Origin of the sequence: Marinobacter sp., from assembly GCF_041690455.1 — a bacterium.
GTDB lineage: Bacteria > Pseudomonadota > Gammaproteobacteria > Pseudomonadales > Oleiphilaceae > Marinobacter.
Map to the genome: position 1 here is coordinate 1 of NZ_JAWLHI010000008.1, position 16123 is coordinate 16123.

Annotated in this window: 23 protein-coding genes; 17 read left to right on the forward strand and 6 right to left on the reverse strand. The window is 56.5% G+C overall.

Annotation, left to right across the window (positions count from 1 at the left end):
• On the forward strand, window positions 1-746 hold a 746-nt coding region (locus ACESMW_RS02935), incomplete at its 5' end, for an alpha/beta hydrolase (protein ID WP_372985585.1).
• A gap of 24 nt (window positions 747-770) precedes the next feature.
• Here ACESMW_RS02935 and ACESMW_RS02940 read toward each other — a convergent pair.
• The gene (locus tag ACESMW_RS02940; RefSeq protein WP_372985586.1) at window positions 771-1391 is read right to left on the reverse strand and encodes a TetR/AcrR family transcriptional regulator; all 621 of its coding nucleotides are present in this window, start codon (window positions 1389-1391) and stop codon (window positions 771-773) included.
• A 222-nt stretch (window positions 1392-1613) separates the two neighbouring features.
• On the opposite strand from ACESMW_RS02940, the gene ACESMW_RS02945 reads away from it, so the two are divergent.
• The 3 genes from ACESMW_RS02945 (at window position 1614) to ACESMW_RS02955 (ending at window position 3534) form a co-directional block, all read left to right on the forward strand.
• Window positions 1614-2720 (forward strand): class I SAM-dependent methyltransferase, encoded by a 1107-nt coding sequence (locus tag ACESMW_RS02945; RefSeq protein ID WP_372985587.1) that lies wholly within the window; start codon window positions 1614-1616, stop codon window positions 2718-2720.
• 93 nt (window positions 2721-2813) lie between these two features.
• Window positions 2814-3248, forward strand: a complete 435-nt coding sequence (locus ACESMW_RS02950) for a DUF4399 domain-containing protein (protein ID WP_372985588.1) — start codon at window positions 2814-2816, stop codon at window positions 3246-3248.
• Between the two features lie 121 nt (window positions 3249-3369).
• Window positions 3370-3534: a hypothetical protein gene (locus tag ACESMW_RS02955; protein WP_175497224.1), complete on the forward strand. Its 165-nt coding sequence runs from the start codon at window positions 3370-3372 to the stop codon at window positions 3532-3534.
• Between the two features lie 118 nt (window positions 3535-3652).
• On the opposite strand, the gene ACESMW_RS02960 is transcribed toward ACESMW_RS02955, so the two are convergent.
• Window positions 3653-3859 (reverse strand): cold-shock protein, encoded by a 207-nt coding sequence (locus ACESMW_RS02960; protein ID WP_372985589.1) that lies wholly within the window; start codon window positions 3857-3859, stop codon window positions 3653-3655.
• 260 nt (window positions 3860-4119) lie between these two features.
• Here ACESMW_RS02960 and ACESMW_RS02965 point away from each other — a divergent pair, with 260 nt between their 5' ends.
• Window positions 4120-4497, forward strand: coding sequence for a nuclear transport factor 2 family protein (locus tag ACESMW_RS02965; RefSeq protein ID WP_372985590.1), 378 nt, complete (start codon window positions 4120-4122; stop codon window positions 4495-4497).
• Window positions 4498-4562: 65 nt separating this feature from the next.
• Here the strand turns inward: ACESMW_RS02965 and ACESMW_RS02970 are convergent, their stop codons facing one another.
• Both ACESMW_RS02970 and ACESMW_RS02975 read right to left on the reverse strand, forming a co-directional pair.
• Window positions 4563-5054: a hypothetical protein gene (locus tag ACESMW_RS02970; protein ID WP_372985591.1), complete on the reverse strand. Its 492-nt coding sequence runs from the start codon at window positions 5052-5054 to the stop codon at window positions 4563-4565.
• Window positions 5055-5056: 2 nt separating this feature from the next.
• Complete coding sequence (locus tag ACESMW_RS02975; protein WP_372985592.1) at window positions 5057-5380, reverse strand: YqjD family protein; 324 nt, start codon at window positions 5378-5380, stop codon at window positions 5057-5059.
• A gap of 334 nt (window positions 5381-5714) precedes the next feature.
• On the opposite strand from ACESMW_RS02975, the gene ACESMW_RS02980 reads away from it, so the two are divergent.
• The 3 genes from ACESMW_RS02980 to ACESMW_RS02990 are packed head-to-tail and all read left to right on the forward strand — an operon-like array spanning window position 5715 to window position 8576.
• Window positions 5715-6728: a DctP family TRAP transporter solute-binding subunit gene (locus ACESMW_RS02980; protein ID WP_372985593.1), complete on the forward strand. Its 1014-nt coding sequence runs from the start codon at window positions 5715-5717 to the stop codon at window positions 6726-6728.
• A 59-nt stretch (window positions 6729-6787) separates the two neighbouring features.
• Window positions 6788-7282 (forward strand): TRAP transporter small permease, encoded by a 495-nt coding sequence (locus ACESMW_RS02985; protein ID WP_372985594.1) that lies wholly within the window; start codon window positions 6788-6790, stop codon window positions 7280-7282.
• Entirely contained in the window at window positions 7272-8576 is a 1305-nt protein-coding gene (locus ACESMW_RS02990) for a TRAP transporter large permease (RefSeq protein ID WP_343811412.1), read from the forward strand. The genes ACESMW_RS02985 and ACESMW_RS02990 overlap by 11 nt, the downstream gene beginning before the upstream one ends.
• 124 nt (window positions 8577-8700) lie before the next feature.
• Here the strand turns inward: ACESMW_RS02990 and ACESMW_RS02995 are convergent, their stop codons facing one another.
• Window positions 8701-9579, reverse strand: a complete 879-nt coding sequence (locus tag ACESMW_RS02995) for a patatin-like phospholipase family protein (RefSeq protein ID WP_372985595.1) — start codon at window positions 9577-9579, stop codon at window positions 8701-8703.
• Window positions 9580-9826: 247 nt separating this feature from the next.
• Between ACESMW_RS02995 and ACESMW_RS03000 the strand changes: the two genes are divergently transcribed.
• Window positions 9827-10117, forward strand: coding sequence for a type VI secretion system PAAR protein (locus tag ACESMW_RS03000; RefSeq protein ID WP_372985596.1), 291 nt, complete (start codon window positions 9827-9829; stop codon window positions 10115-10117).
• A 14-nt stretch (window positions 10118-10131) separates the two neighbouring features.
• On the opposite strand, the gene ACESMW_RS03005 is transcribed toward ACESMW_RS03000, so the two are convergent.
• Window positions 10132-10713 (reverse strand): DUF2845 domain-containing protein, encoded by a 582-nt coding sequence (locus tag ACESMW_RS03005; RefSeq protein ID WP_372985597.1) that lies wholly within the window; start codon window positions 10711-10713, stop codon window positions 10132-10134.
• Window positions 10714-10996: 283 nt separating this feature from the next.
• Between ACESMW_RS03005 and ACESMW_RS03010 the strand changes: the two genes are divergently transcribed.
• The 8 genes from ACESMW_RS03010 (at window position 10997) to ACESMW_RS03045 (ending at window position 16081) form a co-directional block, all read left to right on the forward strand.
• Window positions 10997-11965: a CsgG/HfaB family protein gene (locus ACESMW_RS03010; protein WP_372985598.1), complete on the forward strand. Its 969-nt coding sequence runs from the start codon at window positions 10997-10999 to the stop codon at window positions 11963-11965.
• On the forward strand, window positions 11962-12282 hold the full coding sequence (locus tag ACESMW_RS03015; protein WP_372985599.1) for a hypothetical protein: 321 nt from the start codon (window positions 11962-11964) through the stop codon (window positions 12280-12282). Before ACESMW_RS03010 ends, ACESMW_RS03015 begins: the two co-directional genes overlap by 4 nt.
• Complete coding sequence (locus ACESMW_RS03020; protein WP_372985600.1) at window positions 12275-12622, forward strand: DUF4810 domain-containing protein; 348 nt, start codon at window positions 12275-12277, stop codon at window positions 12620-12622. Before ACESMW_RS03015 ends, ACESMW_RS03020 begins: the two co-directional genes overlap by 8 nt.
• Window positions 12619-13287: a DUF799 domain-containing protein gene (locus ACESMW_RS03025; protein WP_372985601.1), complete on the forward strand. Its 669-nt coding sequence runs from the start codon at window positions 12619-12621 to the stop codon at window positions 13285-13287. The genes ACESMW_RS03020 and ACESMW_RS03025 overlap by 4 nt, the downstream gene beginning before the upstream one ends.
• A gap of 367 nt (window positions 13288-13654) precedes the next feature.
• Window positions 13655-13978 (forward strand): hypothetical protein, encoded by a 324-nt coding sequence (locus tag ACESMW_RS03030; RefSeq protein ID WP_372985602.1) that lies wholly within the window; start codon window positions 13655-13657, stop codon window positions 13976-13978.
• Window positions 13979-14091: 113 nt separating this feature from the next.
• Complete coding sequence (locus tag ACESMW_RS03035; RefSeq protein WP_372985603.1) at window positions 14092-14547, forward strand: GatB/YqeY domain-containing protein; 456 nt, start codon at window positions 14092-14094, stop codon at window positions 14545-14547.
• An 81-nt stretch (window positions 14548-14628) separates the two neighbouring features.
• On the forward strand, window positions 14629-15324 hold the full coding sequence (locus tag ACESMW_RS03040; RefSeq protein ID WP_372985604.1) for a VWA domain-containing protein: 696 nt from the start codon (window positions 14629-14631) through the stop codon (window positions 15322-15324).
• A 46-nt stretch (window positions 15325-15370) separates the two neighbouring features.
• On the forward strand, window positions 15371-16081 hold the full coding sequence (locus ACESMW_RS03045) for a DnaJ domain-containing protein (RefSeq protein ID WP_372985605.1): 711 nt from the start codon (window positions 15371-15373) through the stop codon (window positions 16079-16081).
• Window positions 16082-16123: the final 42 nt, after the last annotated feature.

A 16123-nucleotide genomic window follows, 5' to 3' on the forward strand; every position in this document is an offset into this window, starting at 1 on the left:
AAGAAGCCTTCTGCAAGGCGGGCTATGCGGTCTTTGCCTTTGACTACCGCCATTTTGGGGACAGTGATGGCCAGCCACGCCAGACCCTGAGCCCCAGCAAGGAAGTGGCGGACTGGCTGGCGGCACTGGATTTTGCGCGGCAGCTGGATCGTGTCGATGGAAGCCGAATTTGCCTGTGGGGTACGTCTTTTTCTGGCGGGCTTGTAATTGCTGTCGCAGCGCAGGATGGCAACGTGCAGTGCATTATCTCCCAATGCCCGATGATGGATGGTCTGGCCTCTTTGCTGGGTGTAATCGGTTATGCCGGCATCATGCAGGCGATGCGCCTGACTTGGCACGGAACGGTCGACTGGATTCGTCGTGGGCTGGGGATGTCTCCCCGCTACATCGCCTCGGCGGGCCGCCCCGGGGAGTTGGGCATGATGACGGCGGAGGATTGCCAGGAGGGTTATGTGCCCCTGTTGGCCGATAATGCGTCAAACTACGTTGCTGCGGGCGTAAGTTACACGATTCCGCTTTTCCGGCCCACCCGTTTGGCCAGCAAAGTCACCTGTCCGGCCCTGGTGCTGATCTGTGATCGCGATACGGTCGCCCCGGCGAAAGCTGCGGCCAAAGCGGCCGAAAAAATGCCGAGCGCGGAAGTAAGGCATTATCCAGTCGGGCATTTTGATGTGTATCGGGGTGACGCCTTGGCCCAGTCCATAAAGGATCAGCTTGAGTTTCTTGGGCGGCGGCTGCCGGTGTGAGTGGCACGCCTCAGGAACGCCCTGCTACCGCGAGGCGCCTGGCTCGAACAATAGCTTGATATAACTTCGAAGCAGCATCAGTTGGTGGGGCAGAAGGGCCCGCTCTCCGGTCGCCCGGCCCAGAACAAGGCCTCCCTCGATGACCGTTGACACCATGTCTGCCAACGCATCCGGGTCGATGGTATCCCGGGGTTCGTAGCGTTCGTAGATCAGGTCTATCAACGTGCGAAACCGCGCTCGCCAACTCAGGACAATTCGCCTGTTCAGTTCCCGAACATCTCGATCAAACAGGCTTTCCTGATAACAGTAGGTTGCCACCAGGCAGCCAGGATATTCATGGGGCAGGTCCTCCATGATCTCCGCCAGCAACTTCAACCCCACCAGAAATCCCTGCAAAGGGTCCTCAGCCAGTTCCCGGCCACGGGCAAACACGTCATCCAGCAGGGCATCCTCACGCGCCATATAGCGCAACAGCAATGCGTGGGCCAACGCGTTCTTGTTGGAAAAATGGTAAAGGAAGCCACTCTTGGTTATACCGGCCTCGGCAATCACTTCTTCAATGGAGGTTGCACCAAAGCCCTTCCTCAGGACGGATTTTTCGGTGATGTCCAGCAACCGATCACGGGTAGCCTGACCTTTTTCCATCTGCCTCCTCCGGGAAACCATACCCTGAGTATGGTTTCCGTGCGGGAACCCCGACCGCCAGTGCCCAAAGGCACGCTTAAGGCTCAGTATGTCATTGTTTTAAAACGACCTGGAACTTCCAGGCAAAACCATACCATGTGCTCTCTGGTTGCTTTTCGCCTCCAGGTACATCCTGTTCTTAACGGGAAACACCCCGTTAACACTAATAAGGAGGATAGCACCATGATAAGCAACGCAGAGACTCTCACTTATGACATCACCGAAACAGATCAAGCGGTGGTAGAGGCATTCGGCGACCGCATGGTTGAGACACTGAACGCGGGTGCGCTGGCTCTGATGGTCTCGGTCGGCCACCGAACCGGACTGTTTGACACCATGGCCGAGATGCCCGCCGCAACCAGTGCTCAGATTGCCGAAAAGGCTGGACTGGACGAGCGCTACGTCAGGGAAAGGCTCGGAGCGATGACTGTCGGCAACATTGTCGAGAATGATCCCGCAGGAAACACCTACTACCTGCCCAGGGAACACGCTGCCAGCCTGTGCCGGAAGTCACCGACAGACAATATAGCGGTGTTTGCCCAGTATATTCCGCTGCTTGGCTCGGTGGAGGATGACATCGTTCACTGCTTTCGCAATGGAGGGGGCGTCCCCTATGATCGTTTCGAGCGGTTCCACGAGGTTATGGCCGAGGACAGCGGTCAGTCCGTTGTTCCCGCCCTGGAAACGGATATCCTCCCGCTCGTGCCAGGCCTTGTTGAACGTCTGGATCGAGGCATTCGGGTGCTTGACGTTGGTTGTGGCAGGGGGCGGGCACTGAACAAGCTGGCCAGGCTCTTCCCGAACAGCCAGTTTACCGGGTACGACATATCCGGGGATGCCATCCGGTATGCCAGCCAGGAAGCCAGGGCACTCGGGAACGACAACACAACCTTCCAGGTATTTGACGTCAGTGACCTTGAACACAGCGATCGGCCCGGCACTTATCATCTGATCACCACCTTCGATGCCGTGCACGATCAGAGGGACCCTCTGGCAGTGTTGCGGGGCATCCGCAAAGCGCTCGCTGACGACGGTGTTTATCTGGCCCAGGACATCAAGGGGTCGAGCCATCATCACAGTGACCGGGACCACCCGATCGGCCCGTTGCTTTACACCGTTTCCTGCATGCACTGCATGACGGTTTCCCTGGCACAGGGTGGCGAGGGCCTGGGGGCCATGTGGGGGAGGGAGAAAGCGTTGGAGTATTTTCGTGAAGCGGGCTTTCGGAGTATCGACGTGCATGAGCTCGCACATGACTTCCAGAACTACTGGTATGTATGCCGCCCCTGAGCTGTTTATCAGCCAGGTTGATGTAAAGCGCCAGCAAGATTCTGAAGTGTGTCCTACAATTGAAAGACAGTCCGCTGATTCAAGGAGTGAGTCATGAGCATGATCAACAGCACACAACGATTGGTCCTATCTTCAGTTCTTGCTGCCACGCTGGTTGCCGGGGCCCACGCCGCGACGCCTGCGCCCGAAGGGGCGGCGGTGTACTTTGTAACGCCAACTGATGGGCAGACCGTAAGTTCGCCGGTGACAGTGAGGTTCGGCCTGGAGGGTATGGGTGTGGCTCCGGCGGGTGTGGAGCGCGAGCGCACCGGCCACCATCACCTGCTTGTGGATGTAGATGATATGCCGGCGATGGATCAACCGGTTCCTGCAGATGAGCGCCATATTCATTTTGGCGGCGGGCAAACCCAGACTACGGTGGAGTTGTCGCCGGGCGAGCATACCCTGCAGCTACTGGTGGGTGATCATCAGCACGTACCCCACGAGCCACCTGTGATGTCCGAGAAAATTACCATCACGGTAGAGTAATGGCGTGCCCCGCGCCCGTGTATTTGTTGGTTTGGGTTGTTTTCAGCAATTTTTCCCGGTTTCGGGTATTATGGACGATTAATATTGGCGAATAAGCCAGGATTTAACTTGGGGAAATATGATGAGCAAGAAACCTCAAAAATCTACATTAACTTCTGCGCAGATTGAGGAGCAGACTGCTGCTTTTATAAAGTCCGGCGGGTCTGTTGAGTATGTGGATAAAGGTAAAAGTGGGCAGTTTTCCACTACAGGTTCAAAGCAGATCAACCTGAAAAGTGGTCAATGATTTCTCGGAAGCCGGGGCAGGTTGGGGGATTAAATCTGTCCTGTTTTTATTCGGCTTTCGGTATTCAATAAAAAAGGCAGCCTGAGGCTGCCTTTTTTCATCACGTATTGGCTGTTATTTACAGGCCAATTACGTTCTCTGCCTGTGGGCCTTTCTGGCCCTGGGTCACGCTGAACTCAACTTCCTGACCTTCGGCCAGAGTTTTGAAGCCGCTACCCTGAATAGAGCTGTAGTGAACAAAGACGTCTGAGCCGCCTTCACGAGTAATAAAGCCAAAACCTTTTGCTTCGTTGAAGAACTTAACGTTGCCGGTAATTGTAGACATAAATAGATATCCTGAAATTAATCATTAATGTGCCGTCAAAAGATCGTTGTGATCTTCGATCAGCGATATGCGGGAAACAAAAAACGTGCAGGATCAAAAACAGGACAAGAGGTGTGACAACACAAAAGGTCTTATTCGTGAAATGCTTTGCTAAATCTTTCCAACGACATAGACAGTACGCTAATTAAGAGGCCCTGCATAGCAAAGTTTTAATTGTTTTCTGCTATACAAGGGAGAGGGATCTTGTTGGGAGCTTGTTCATGCAGCCGAAAGAGATTGTGGCTCAGTTCATCGCGGATATCCGTGCCCAGCGGCTGGATGAGGCAAAGGCCTTGCTGGCTGCCGAGGGTTTTGAATATGTGGGGCCGAACATGCGTTTCCTGAGCCGGGACGACATGCTGGCCTACCAGTTCGGTATGTTCGCCATTCAGAAAGATCTGGTCCTCCGGCAGCTCAGTGCCGACGGTGAGCATGTGTTTGCGATCCTCGATTACCGTACCTACTTCGAGCCGATCGGGGACGTGCGTCTTGCGGTCTGGTTTCGTGTGCGGGAAGGCAAAATCCAGTGCGTTGAAACTTTCTATAATGCGGCCGTGATTGAAAACATGCTGGGCGGGAGCTTGCCGTCAGCGGAGTGAAAAAAAGGCTCTGGACAGTGGGGCATAGTGGCGGGCAATCATCATCAGCACGGACCAGCGGCTCCCTATTGCCGGGTGGTCTCGCCACCCTGGGAGGCTTGGTCCGTCGATTCCTCCCCGTCCTGCGAGTCGGTCCGTTTCATGAGCTCCATGCCGCCCTGCATCAAAAGGGTTTTGAGCCGGGGGTCGGAGGTCTCAGCGACGCCAACCGCAAACGCTGTCAGGGCCGATTCCAGCGGATTTTCCCGGATGAACTCCCGCAGCTTATCGAGGCCGGAAGTCGTTCCGGCACTTTTCCGCTTGCCACGTTTTGCCGGGGAGCTGCTGGCGGTCATCCGCCAGAAGAAGGCGGCGAGAAGGAGAACACAGCCGGAACCAACCACCGCCATGGCCGTGGCCTGACCCAGGTATGGAGAAAGTGCCATGATGGCGGCCTGGATCAGGAGGTAAAATCCGGTAATCAGAAGGGCGGTAAGCAAGACCAGTCCGAGAATGAATCCTGTGATTGCCGCAACAGCTTTGCGAACCGCACCCTTGACCTGTGCTGAATCAAGCATGGTCAGCGATCGAGCAACTTGCCAACGAGAACACCCACCAGGAACATGATTATGATACTGAGGAACGGCCGCTCCTCTATCTTGTGCTCAACCTCGTTAACAGCCCTGTCACCGGCATCCTTTGCCCGGTGCAGTGCGTCGTTACCCGTTTTTTTGACCTGATCAAATGCCTCACGACTTTCCCGGCGGATTTCGTCCCGAAGACTGCTGATATTGTTTTTCTGACCCTCGGTTAAGGCGTGTGTCAGATTGGCCAGATCTTCCCGAAGCTGCTGCAGATCCTTCTGAACCTGCTTGTACTCTTCCTGACTGGATTTGGCTTCCATTTTCCATCTCCTGATCCAATGGATGTAGCGATAAAAACGCGCTCCGATAATCAGGGCATCTCTTCCATACAACTCCATGGCGGGAACTATCACGTGCCGATCGGAGATTCCTTCATAAGCGTAGCACAACGCTTTTCTTTAGCACGGGAGGGTGCAGCAGTTGGAAATGCGCGGGGTGATTTGTTTTTTAGTAGCTTACTACTACGATTGATAGAATCGTCGCGAGCAGTCGTATTCGTTGCCTCCCGCCGGTGCCATTTCTATAATCGCTGGGCGGTCCGCTGCCTGATTGCCGTTTGGCGATCTGAACAACTCCAATAAGAAGGAAATCGCTATGTCGAAACGTCGCACACTTCTGGCTGCCGCTGTGGCGGCTACGTTCCTGTTCAGTGGTGCTTCCCACGCCGAGTACAAGGATGAATACACCGTCTCAACAGTTCTCCCGTCTGCCTTTCCCTGGGGCCAGGCTGCTGACAAGTGGGTGGAGTTGGTGAAAGAGCGCTCTGACGGGCGCATCAATATGAAGATTTACAGCAACTCCCAGCTGGTCTCCGGCGATCAGACCAAGGAGTTTTCTGCCATGCGTTCCGGGCTGATCGATATGGCGGTCGGTTCTACCATCAACTGGTCGCCCCAGGTGCCGGAACTGAACCTGTTCTCCCTGCCGTTCCTGATGCCCGATTATGCCGCCATTGATGCCATTACCCAGGGCAAGGCGGGCGAGGCGATCTTTGCCGCCATCAAGAAACGCGGCGTGACCCCGCTGGCCTGGGGTGAGAACGGTTTCCGCGAGTTGTCCAATTCCAAGCTGACCATTGATGAGCCGGCTGATCTGGACGGGCTGAAAATCCGCGTTGTGGGTTCTCCGCTGTTTCAGGATACCTTTACTGCTCTGGGCGCCAACCCCACCCAGATGAGCTGGGCCGATGCCAAGCCGGCACTGACCACCGGTGCCGTGGATGGCCAGGAAAACCCGCTGTCGGTCTTTGACGTGGCACGTATCGACCAGGTTGGCCAGAAATACCTGACCCGCTGGCATTACATGGCGGATCCGCTCGTGTTTGCCGTCAGCAACCAGGTGTGGGACCAGTTCTCCGCGGAAGATCAGGAATTGCTGAAGCAGGCGGCGATTGATGCCGGCCAGTGGGAAATTGAGAAATCCCGTGGCGAAGTGGACGCGACTCTGGCCGCCATCAAGGAGCGTGGCGTGGAAGTCACCGAGTTGACGCCGGAGCAGCGCGAAGCCTTCAAAGAGGCTACGAAGTCCGTCTATGAGAAATGGACGTCGCGGATTGGTGAAGATCTCATCAAGCAGGCACAGGAAGCTGTTGCCAACCGCAACCAGTAAGTCAGACCTGCCCCGCGCCCGCCACCGTTGGCGGGCGCTTGTTCCATAACGGAGTTTCCATGCCGTCCCGTTCTCCCAAGTTTCGCCCTGAGGCCTGGCTGGCCACCATTGCCCTGATTGCGATCTGCGGGATTAGTCTGGGCAACGTGATCGTCCGCTACGCCACGGATGCGTCGTTCGCCTTCACCGAGGAGTTCTCGGTGTTTTGTCTGGTGGTGCTCACCTTTGCGGGGGCGGCGGTGGCCGCGCGCCATAACCAGCACATCCGCATCGAACTGATTGAGCACTACCTCCCGCCGTGGGCACGCCGGGTGGTTTTTGTGCTGCAATGGCTGGCTGGTGTGACCGTTGTGGGCATTATGACCTGGTACGGCAGCACGTTCGCCTGGCAGGAATACCAGTGGGAGTCCCTTTCGCCAGGGCTGGGGCTGCCCAACTGGATCTATGTGATCTGGCTGCCGCTGTTGTCGGTGGCCATCATCATCCGCATGACCCAGAACATGATCGACCGCCTGCGGGGCAAGACAGATCCGGAGGCGATTCATGAGTCCTGATCTGTTGATGATTGCCAGCTTCCTGCTGGCCTTGATCATGGGCGTGCCGGTGGCCATTGCGCTGGGGGTGGGCGGTGTTGTCGGCATTGTGGCCGGACTGCCTCCCGCCATGCTGGGTACCTTCGGTACCAATACCTACAACAGCGTGGCCAAGTACCCGTTGATTGCGATTCCCCTGTTCATTCTGACGGGGCTGATTTTCGAGCGGGCGGGTGTGGCTGCCAGCCTGGTTCGTTTCGCCCAGGCGATTATTGGCCCGCGCCACGGTGGGCTGACGGTGGTCGCGGTGCTGGTGTGCCTCATCATGGGTGGCATGAGTGGCTCGGGTCCTGCCGATGCGGCAGCGGTGGCGATGGTGATGTTGCCGAGCATGAAGAAGGCGGGGTACCCGCAGCCGTTCTCCGCCTCGCTGATTGCGGCTTCGTCGTCGACCGCGATTCTGATTCCACCTTCCATTGCGTTGATTCTTTATTCCATTGTGGTGCCCGGGGTGGATCTTCGGGCGCTATTTGCCGCCGGGCTGTTCCCCGGCATCCTGGCGGGCGTGTCTCTGCTGGCGCCGGCTTTGTATTTCTCCAGGAAGTATCGCTGGGAAGATCCGGAAACGGTCGAGCGCCCGCCGTTCTGGCCCAGCTTCAAGGCAGCCCTGCCGGCGCTGTTTGCACCGGTCATCATTCTGGGCGGGCTTCGTTCGGGGCTGTTCACTCCCACGGAGGCCGCCGTCGTCGCGGTGACTTACGGGGTGTTGGTCGGGTGTCTGCTGTACCGGAATCTGGGCCTCCGGGACCTGTGGAATCTGATGACCGAGGCGGCTGTTACCTCCGGGGTGGTCATGTTCATCATCGCGCTGGCCGGCATCTTCGCCTGGGCAGGCACCACCCTGGGGACCTTCCAGCACTTGGCGGATGCGCTGCTGTCACTCTCTGAAAACGGCTGGGTGCTGCTGGGCCTGGTGATGATTCTGGTGCTGATCGCCGGCATGTTGCTGGATGCGATTTCCATCTACCTGATCCTGATCCCGATCGTGCTCCCGCTGATGAATCATTTCGGCTGGAACCCGATCTGGTTTGGCATCCTGCTGGCGATGAACATCGCCATCGGACAGTTCACGCCACCGGTTGCCGTTAACCTGATGGTCACCACCCGTATCGCGAACATCCGCCTGGAACACACCATTGGCTGGTCGCTGGTCTTTATCGTCGCCATGGCCTCCAGCCTGCTGTTGGTGATGCTCATGCCGGGCATTGCGCTGTGGCTGCCGGAGAAGCTTGGTTATGTGGTGGGGGCCTGGTAGCTGCAAACAATTCAATGCCACGGGTTGCTTATATCAGAGGATGACTCGTCATCCGATGTGCAGTAGTCATCCTTCGCCAGGTTTTGAAGAGATGTAGCACTCCTGAATCCGGACCGATGGGATTTCAGGCGGGCCCTTGGCGTTTTAGGTCTTTGATAATCTCCGGCACCTTGAAAGGCAGCAATTTCCGGACAGCGTTCAAAAGGTAAATCGCCAGATTCATCTTCTTGTACCAGAGCAGGCGGCGAATCTTTTCCTTCATGGGGTGGTAGCCCTCCATGTAGAGCTCGTCCACACATTTGGCGTTGTTGGTGAGGCTGTATTGGCTCAAGTCCAGCGGCACCACGATGTCTGCGTTTTTCAGTTGATTGCGGGTATTGAAATCGATACCAATGTTGATGGCATTGGTAATCACGTCAAACGTGTCGTGCGGTTTCGGGTAGCGGCTGACATGGCTCAGATCAATGGCCACGGTAATGCCCGCGCCCATGCCTTCTAGTGGCGAAATTGGGACATTCTCGACCAGCCCGCCGTCCACCAGGACCCGGCCATCCACTTCCACCGGCACAAACAGGCCGGGCACCGCCATGGATGCGCAGACGGCGTCTGCCAGGTTCCCCTCTCTGAAGACCAGCTGTTCACCGGTTTCGATGTCCGTTGCACAAATGGCCAGGGGGATCTCGGCATCCTCGATCCGGCAGTCCCCCAGATCCCGATGGATCATCGCCCGGATATTATCGGTACTGAACAGGCCGCCGCGTTCGAAGGTGAAGTTGATGATCTTCGACAGGTTCAGCGTTGAACAGATCGACAGTATGGACTCTGCCGGTCGGCCGAAGGCGTAATAACTGGCGATCAGTGCCCCGGCACTGGTGCCCGAAATGCAATGAATCGGGATCTGTTCCTCCTCGAACGCCTTCAGGACGCCAATGTGGGCAATACCCTTGGCCGCACCGCCTCCGAGCGCCAGGCCAATGCGAGTGTTAAAGGGGTTGAGTTTCATGCGCGAGTGCCTGTGACTATGCTGGAGAGAATGTCGATCATGATCGTGTTCGGACTTTGCTATGGTCCGGGCGTTTGTTCAATAGTATGCCGGTGATCAGGGAGCCGTCTCCACGCTCTTTGGATTGATCGGATGTTGGTTACTTGCGCTCTTCGGGGTAAGATCTTGCACTGCATCATCGGGGCGCGGATCGCCCTGTTAATTGTGATGCAATTTCAAGGATGACAGCTAACGCCAAGGATGCGATATGAGCAAAGCAATTGTTCTGCTCGGAGACATGGGCTCCGACCACGAAGGTTTTCCTCCCACTCCGGTCATTGCCGGCTCCCCCGATGTTCTGGTTAACGGCAAACCCGCAGCCCGTATGGGGGACCCGCTGGCACCTCATTCCAAACCGAAGCATCCCCCGCATCCGCGCACTATTGCCGGTGGCTCCAGTACGGTGATGATCAATGGCAAGCCGGCAGCGATAACCGGTGGCGTGATTTGTTGTGGCGGGGTGGTTATTGGCAGCGGCAGCGTTGTTGTTGGTGATTAACATGCGCTGATGACTCACCGGCCAGGGCGGGACTCAATGTCCACAACCTGACCGTTTCTCAGGGTGACAACCTGTCGAAACTGATTGTCCGAGAAGTCATACAACCACTCCTGAATCAGCACCGGTTGCAGGGTTTGCCAGGTTTCCGAGCGTTTTCGAAGCGGGGGTGCCTGCCATTCCAGACGCTTGGATATTGGCTCGCCGCACCGGGCGATCAGTTCATATTCGGTTTTGATATGCCTGAGCATGTTGGGGGTGCACCTGGGTGAATCGGAGGTGTGGAATCCGTACCCCAAGGTGTCAACGCGGGCGAGCTTGCCGTTGCGAAAGACCAACCTTTGCATGAAGCGCTGTGGGCCGTGGTTGTAATACCAGTGCGCTTCGGTCTGTACCACGCCGAGGCCCGGTACCGTCGCGCTGGGGTATTCCGCGATGTAGTCCGCCGGCCCGCAGCTTTCCTCCACCTCGATGGGCCAGGCTCCGTCATTGACCAGCGAGCTGCCGCAGCGAAGCGCACCCTGGCTGGTCTGGGCCAGGGCGGCGAGGGTGAGCAGGGCCATAAGTCGCTTGAGGGTTGTCATGGTCTGATTTTGCATCAGTTGGGTATCTGGATCTAATACTACGCCCCGGAGTGTGCACCCGGACTCGGCAGGCGACCGGAATCAAGAATTGTAAAGATATATAGCTTTTTGATACTGGTGTATTTTTTCGGCACATCCATGTTGTAAAGTATCTGCCACGACAACATGTAAGGGATGACATCTGGTTCAAAGAGGAACCACCCTCCGCGCCTTGGTCCGCATTCCCTTTCCGCTGTCTCATCACTGTTATCACTTGTTCTTGAAACAATTGTTCCTGGCAGGTTAAGGAGCCCAATCAATGAAAAAAATCCTTCCCTGGCTGATGTTGGGGGTTCTTACCGGCTGTGCTACCCAGACGCCTCAGATGACGGAAGTCGAGCCGGCCGTTACCGCAGAGCAGCAGCGAGCTGCGCAGCAGGCCGCATTGGAAGAAAGCAAACCCCAGCAGCTGAGCCTGAAAAGAAAAATTGCGGTTGGTCGCATTTCCAATGAAACGAATTATGGTCGGAGTCTGCTTCGTTCCGACGCTGAGGATCAACTGGGTTCAAAGGTAACAGACATGTTCCTGCAGGCTTTGGCCAACAGCGAAAGCTATCTGGTTTTTGAGCGCCCGGATATTGAGCTGTTGAGCAAGGAGGCGGAGCTGTCCGGTCAGGAAGTTTCAATCATTGGCGTCGACACCCTTGTCATTGGTTCGCTGACACAGTTTGGTCGCGCTACGACAGGCGAACGAGGATTTTTGTCCTCCTCCAAGAAGCAGGAAGCCACCGCGACCGTGGATCTTCGGTTGGTTGACGTGACGACCGGAAGGGTCTTTGCCTCTGTGACGGGATCGGGTACTTCATCGACCGAACAGGCCCGCACGATGGGGTTTGGTTCTGCGGCAGGATACGACGGCAGCCTGAATGATCAGGCTATTGCCGCGGCTGTTACGGCTGCCGTGGACAAGATGACAGGGCTGTTCCTTGAAAAACCGTGGACAGCCGATGTGCTGGCCCAGGAAGGCGATCTCATTTATATCAGCGGCGGCCAGAGCCAGGGTGTCGACAAAGGGATGGTGTTTGCTGTTGAGACACAAGGCAAGAAAGTGAAATCTCAGACTACCGGGACGGTAATTACCCTGCCAGGCAAGAAAATTGCTGAACTGACGGTCGTTGGACTGTTCGGCGATGATCCTCTGGAGCAGGGGGCAGTCGGCGAAATTTCTGAGGGCTCTCTGAAAGGCCATGATCTGAGCGAACTGCGCGTCAAGGAGAAGCAACAATGAGGATTGTGCTCGCATTACTGCTCTGTTTCACCCTGACGGCCTGTGTCCAATCCCCTACACGCAATACTCAGGTTGTCGATGACCGTCCAGGTATTGCATTCGAACTGCCATCGGTGGCTTCGGAATACTATGAGCTCCGGATTGATGGGGTCTCTTATGGTTATGTAGGTCAGTACCAGGCCGGTGAAAACCTGCTGAGAATTATTGATGGCACTCATCAGGTTGAACTTCTATCTGACGGTAAGGTGGTTTATCACCAAGAGGTTTATCTCGGTGCCGGTGTTAACAGGATTCTGAAGGTAGGGACACATGACTAAGAAGTTCTTTTTCACACTGTCGATGCTTGTGTTGTTGATGGGGTGTGCCAGTAATCAGGGGTTGTATGAGTGGGGGCAGTATCAGGAAACGCTGTTTGTGGTTTATCAGGAACCCGGGCTGAAAGAGGAAGCTCTGAAAAACTACGTGGAGTTTGTCGAAACCGGGGGTACGCCTGAACATCCGATAGCTCCGGGTCTTTTTGCCGAGGCGGGCACCTTTATGCTGGAACAGGGTGAGGTTGAAGCCGCACTCAAATTCTACCGGATGGAATACGATGCATGGCCCGAGAGCCGGCCGATGCTCAGCATGCTCATCGAGAACCTGGAGGCCCGGCAATGAGAGCATTGAAGCTGTCCCTCGTGTTTTTCGTGGTCGCGTTGGTCACCGGTTGTGCCACGACAGGCAATCCAGACCGTCTTGATGCGTTCCACAATGCGTCACCCAAGTCGATTCTGGTGGTGCCTCCTGTCAATATGTCGACTGATGTACAGAGCACGACCTCACTACTGGCAACGTTACCTTTCTACCTTGCGGAGAAGGGTTATTACGTTTTCCCCGTAAACACAGTGAAAACGTTGCTGGAATACGAGGGCTATTACGAACCCGCCGAAGTCCATGCCGCACCGCCTGAGCAGCTGGCCAATCTGTTCAAGGCAGATTCGATACTGTACGTGACCATTCACGAGTGGACGTCCAGGTACATGTTGCTGACGACCACAACGGAGGTGGATTTCGAATATCGGATTGTGAATGCCGATGGAGCAGAGCTCTGGACTGCCCGCCAGAGAATGACGTACACCCCCGATAACAACAGCTCGGGTAATCCGTTGGTGGACCTTCTCGCCATGGCCGTAACGGCGGCGGTGGAAAGGGCAGCGCCGAACTATTTGCCACTGACCAGGCAGGCAAATGCGGCTGCATTCTATGGCGTGAACGGCGTTCCGCCCGGGCCTTATAGTCCGACTTACGAGCAGTACTATCAGCGGGTAAATGCCGCGAAATAGCAACGTGCTCCAGGGAAGGCTGCCCTGGTTCTCCCTGGCTGCGAGGTAGTCGAGGGGAATCCACCCTCTTCAGCCTTCCGATAGATCAAAGCCACGGAGGCTCGGGCAAGGCGACGCCGGAAAGGAATCTTATGGGGGCGTAAGTTACTTGCCCATCGGTTGAATGCCACAGAGCTCTGTTCCTGTTGTTCGTTGACTGTCCAGTCAGGCAAAGTCGTATTCTACGCCCTTTTCGAGAGCCTTCGGGTAGGCCGGTCTGGCGTGCACTCGTTGAAGGCCCGTCCTCGGGGGTGTTTTTCATTTACGCTGTGGATTGGGCTACCATGTTTGGCGTTTAAAATGTCCCGATCCCAGAGAAACTATCCCCATGCCGGAAGATCCCCTCAAAACCCTGTCCGACTTCGCCAGCGATGCCCACACCCGCATTCAGGCAACCCACCAGCACATCAATCCGGTTGTGGAGGTTCGCAGAGGTATGCGTGATGCCGGCATCCCTGCGGATGTCATGACGATTGACTGTTTGCGAACCCGCCGGCGCATTAACCTTATCCTTCATGATGAGCAGCCGGGCGTTATCCTGTACCAGTTCGTGACCATCGAGGATGAAGTGGGCAACGATTTCCAGCAGATGGCTTTGGACGATATGTCTGAGAGCAAACTGTTCGACTGGATGCAGCAGTATTTTGCCTGATCGGTGCATAACTCTGACTGACACCGGAGTAAACTCGGGGTAACCAACCCGTTACATCTACCTCTTCGCATGATGCGCGGAGGTAGCCTAATCCACAGAACAGGAGGCCGGTTATGGTAGAACAATCACTCAAGGAGCAACTGAGCAACGCGGTAAAAGACGCAATGCGGAGCAAGGATAAACTCCGGCTGACCACCCTGCGCATGGCCCAGTCTGCGGTCAAACAGATCGAGATTGATGAGCGCCGCGAGCTCAGCGATGAAGATGTTTTGAAAGTTCTGGACAAGATGCTCAAGCAGCGCCGGGATGCTGCCAGTCAGTATGATGATGCCGGTCGCGAGGAGCTGGGCGACAAGGAGCGGGCGGAAATGGTGATTCTTGAAGAATTCATGCCCGCCGCCATGAGCGAGGATGACCTGGACGCCCTGATTCGAATGGCCATCAGTTCAACGGATGCCCAGGGTATGCAGGATATGGGGCGAGTGATGAACGAGCTGCGCCCACAGGTACTTGGCCGGGTCGATATGGGTCATCTGAGCAAGAAGGTGCGGTCGGCGCTGGCGGGCTGATTGGTCGAGCCTGTGAAAGGCTTGATCTTTGCCCTAAGCTTTTAACGAGATAGTGGCCAGCCTGGGCGGTTCGGGAAGCTTATGTCCGACAAAGAGCTACGCACCAAATCCGATAAACAGTCTATCGACCAGTTTATCAATGAAGTTCGCAAGCTGCCGAAACAAGGTGGTGGGCAGGGCCGGCTGATTTTTGCCCTGGATGCCACCGCGAGCCGGGAGGCGACCTGGGATCAGGCCTGCCACTTGCAGAGCGAGCTATTCCTTGCGACGAGGGATCTGGGTGGGCTGGCCATCCAGCTTTGTTACTACCGTGGCTTTGGCGAATTCAAGGCCACGAAGTTTGTCACCGAGACCGGTCAGCTGCTGGATCTGATGAACGGTGTTTCCTGCCGGGGAGGTCTCACCCAGATCAGCCGGGTGTTGGCCCACGCTGTGAAAGAAACCCGGGCAAAGCCCGTCAGGGCGGTGGTTTTTATCGGGGATTGTTGCGAGGAACCTGTGGACGAGCTGTGCCACGCCGCCGGAGAACTGGGCCTGCTGCGAACCCCGGTGTTCATGTTTCACGAGGGTGCAGATCCTCATGCCAGGGCGGTGTTCCAGCAGGTGAGCAAGCTCTCCGGAGGCGCCTATGCACCCTTTGATCGTAACAGTCCGCAGGTTCTGAAGGATCTTATCGCCGCGGTTGCGGTCTATGCATCCGGGGGAGCCAAGGCCCTGCAGGACTTTTCCAGCCGCAGCTCCCCGGAGGTCAAGCGCCTGACCTGGCAGATCAGATAGCGCTTGTAATCATCCACCGATGGGCCAATGAGTCCGGGGTATCTGAGTGCCACTGACGCTTCTGGTTATTGTTCTGTCGGTTGTTGCCTGGCTCTGGCTGCGTAACCAGCCGGCCAGCCAACGCAAACCGGCCATTCTCAAGCTGGCCCTGATCGCGGGTATCGGGATCGTGGTTCTGCTGGCGGTTACCGGCCGACTGCACTTTGTGTTTGCCGCGTTGGCGTTTCTTTATCCGCTGTTGCGTCGAGTACTGCCGTCGCTGTTGTCCGGGGCCGGTAATGGGGGCGCAGAGGGCAAGTCGGGCAACCAGTCCCGTGTGTCCAGCGACATTCTGGAAATGAGCCTCGATCACGACTCCGGAGCCATGAGCGGAAAGATCCTGAAAGGTCCCATGGCCGGCCGGGAACTGGCGGACTTGAGTGAAAGCGAATTTCTCGAGCTGCTCCGGTACTGTCGGGCGCAGGACCAAGATTCTGCCCGGCTGCTGGAAACCTATCTGGACCGCCGGTTCGGTGACTCGTGGCGGGCGGACGACGAGGCCAGCAGTGACAGTGGAACATCCGGCGAGAGTGGCAATTCCGGCGGCCCTTTGACCGAGAACGAAGCCCTGGACATCCTGGGGCTGGAGCCCGGCGCCAGCCGGGAAGAGATCATCAGGGCCCACCGCCGGATGATGCAGAAAGTGCATCCGGACCATGGTGGCAGTAACTATCTGGCGGCTCGTATCAATGAAGCCAAAGAGTGCCTGTTGGGCTGAACAGAAGTTCCGCACTTCGCAATAGCGATGATGAGTGCGCCT

Bases quoted from the DNA above. Each gene is read 5' to 3' on its own strand.
- ACESMW_RS02940 (WP_372985586.1), bottom strand. From the start codon at position 1,391: ATGGAAAAAGGTCAGGCTACCCGTGATCGGTTGCTGGACATCACCGAA.
- ACESMW_RS02945 (WP_372985587.1), top strand. From the start codon at position 1,614: ATGATAAGCAACGCAGAGACTCTCACTTATGACATCACCGAAACAGAT.
- ACESMW_RS02950 (WP_372985588.1), top strand. From the start codon at position 2,814: ATGAGCATGATCAACAGCACACAACGATTGGTCCTATCTTCAGTTCTT.
- ACESMW_RS02955 (WP_175497224.1), top strand. From the start codon at position 3,370: ATGAGCAAGAAACCTCAAAAATCTACATTAACTTCTGCGCAGATTGAG.
- ACESMW_RS02960 (WP_372985589.1), bottom strand. From the start codon at position 3,859: ATGTCTACAATTACCGGCAACGTTAAGTTCTTCAACGAAGCAAAAGGT.
- ACESMW_RS02965 (WP_372985590.1), top strand. From the start codon at position 4,120: ATGCAGCCGAAAGAGATTGTGGCTCAGTTCATCGCGGATATCCGTGCC.
- ACESMW_RS02970 (WP_372985591.1), bottom strand. From the start codon at position 5,054: ATGCTTGATTCAGCACAGGTCAAGGGTGCGGTTCGCAAAGCTGTTGCG.
- ACESMW_RS02975 (WP_372985592.1), bottom strand. From the start codon at position 5,380: ATGGAAGCCAAATCCAGTCAGGAAGAGTACAAGCAGGTTCAGAAGGAT.
- ACESMW_RS02980 (WP_372985593.1), top strand. From the start codon at position 5,715: ATGTCGAAACGTCGCACACTTCTGGCTGCCGCTGTGGCGGCTACGTTC.
- ACESMW_RS02985 (WP_372985594.1), top strand. From the start codon at position 6,788: ATGCCGTCCCGTTCTCCCAAGTTTCGCCCTGAGGCCTGGCTGGCCACC.
- ACESMW_RS02990 (WP_343811412.1), top strand. From the start codon at position 7,272: ATGAGTCCTGATCTGTTGATGATTGCCAGCTTCCTGCTGGCCTTGATC.
- ACESMW_RS02995 (WP_372985595.1), bottom strand. From the start codon at position 9,579: ATGAAACTCAACCCCTTTAACACTCGCATTGGCCTGGCGCTCGGAGGC.
- ACESMW_RS03000 (WP_372985596.1), top strand. From the start codon at position 9,827: ATGAGCAAAGCAATTGTTCTGCTCGGAGACATGGGCTCCGACCACGAA.
- ACESMW_RS03005 (WP_372985597.1), bottom strand. From the start codon at position 10,713: ATGCAAAATCAGACCATGACAACCCTCAAGCGACTTATGGCCCTGCTC.
- ACESMW_RS03010 (WP_372985598.1), top strand. From the start codon at position 10,997: ATGAAAAAAATCCTTCCCTGGCTGATGTTGGGGGTTCTTACCGGCTGT.
- ACESMW_RS03015 (WP_372985599.1), top strand. From the start codon at position 11,962: ATGAGGATTGTGCTCGCATTACTGCTCTGTTTCACCCTGACGGCCTGT.
- ACESMW_RS03020 (WP_372985600.1), top strand. From the start codon at position 12,275: ATGACTAAGAAGTTCTTTTTCACACTGTCGATGCTTGTGTTGTTGATG.
- ACESMW_RS03025 (WP_372985601.1), top strand. From the start codon at position 12,619: ATGAGAGCATTGAAGCTGTCCCTCGTGTTTTTCGTGGTCGCGTTGGTC.
- ACESMW_RS03030 (WP_372985602.1), top strand. From the start codon at position 13,655: ATGCCGGAAGATCCCCTCAAAACCCTGTCCGACTTCGCCAGCGATGCC.
- ACESMW_RS03035 (WP_372985603.1), top strand. From the start codon at position 14,092: ATGGTAGAACAATCACTCAAGGAGCAACTGAGCAACGCGGTAAAAGAC.
- ACESMW_RS03040 (WP_372985604.1), top strand. From the start codon at position 14,629: ATGTCCGACAAAGAGCTACGCACCAAATCCGATAAACAGTCTATCGAC.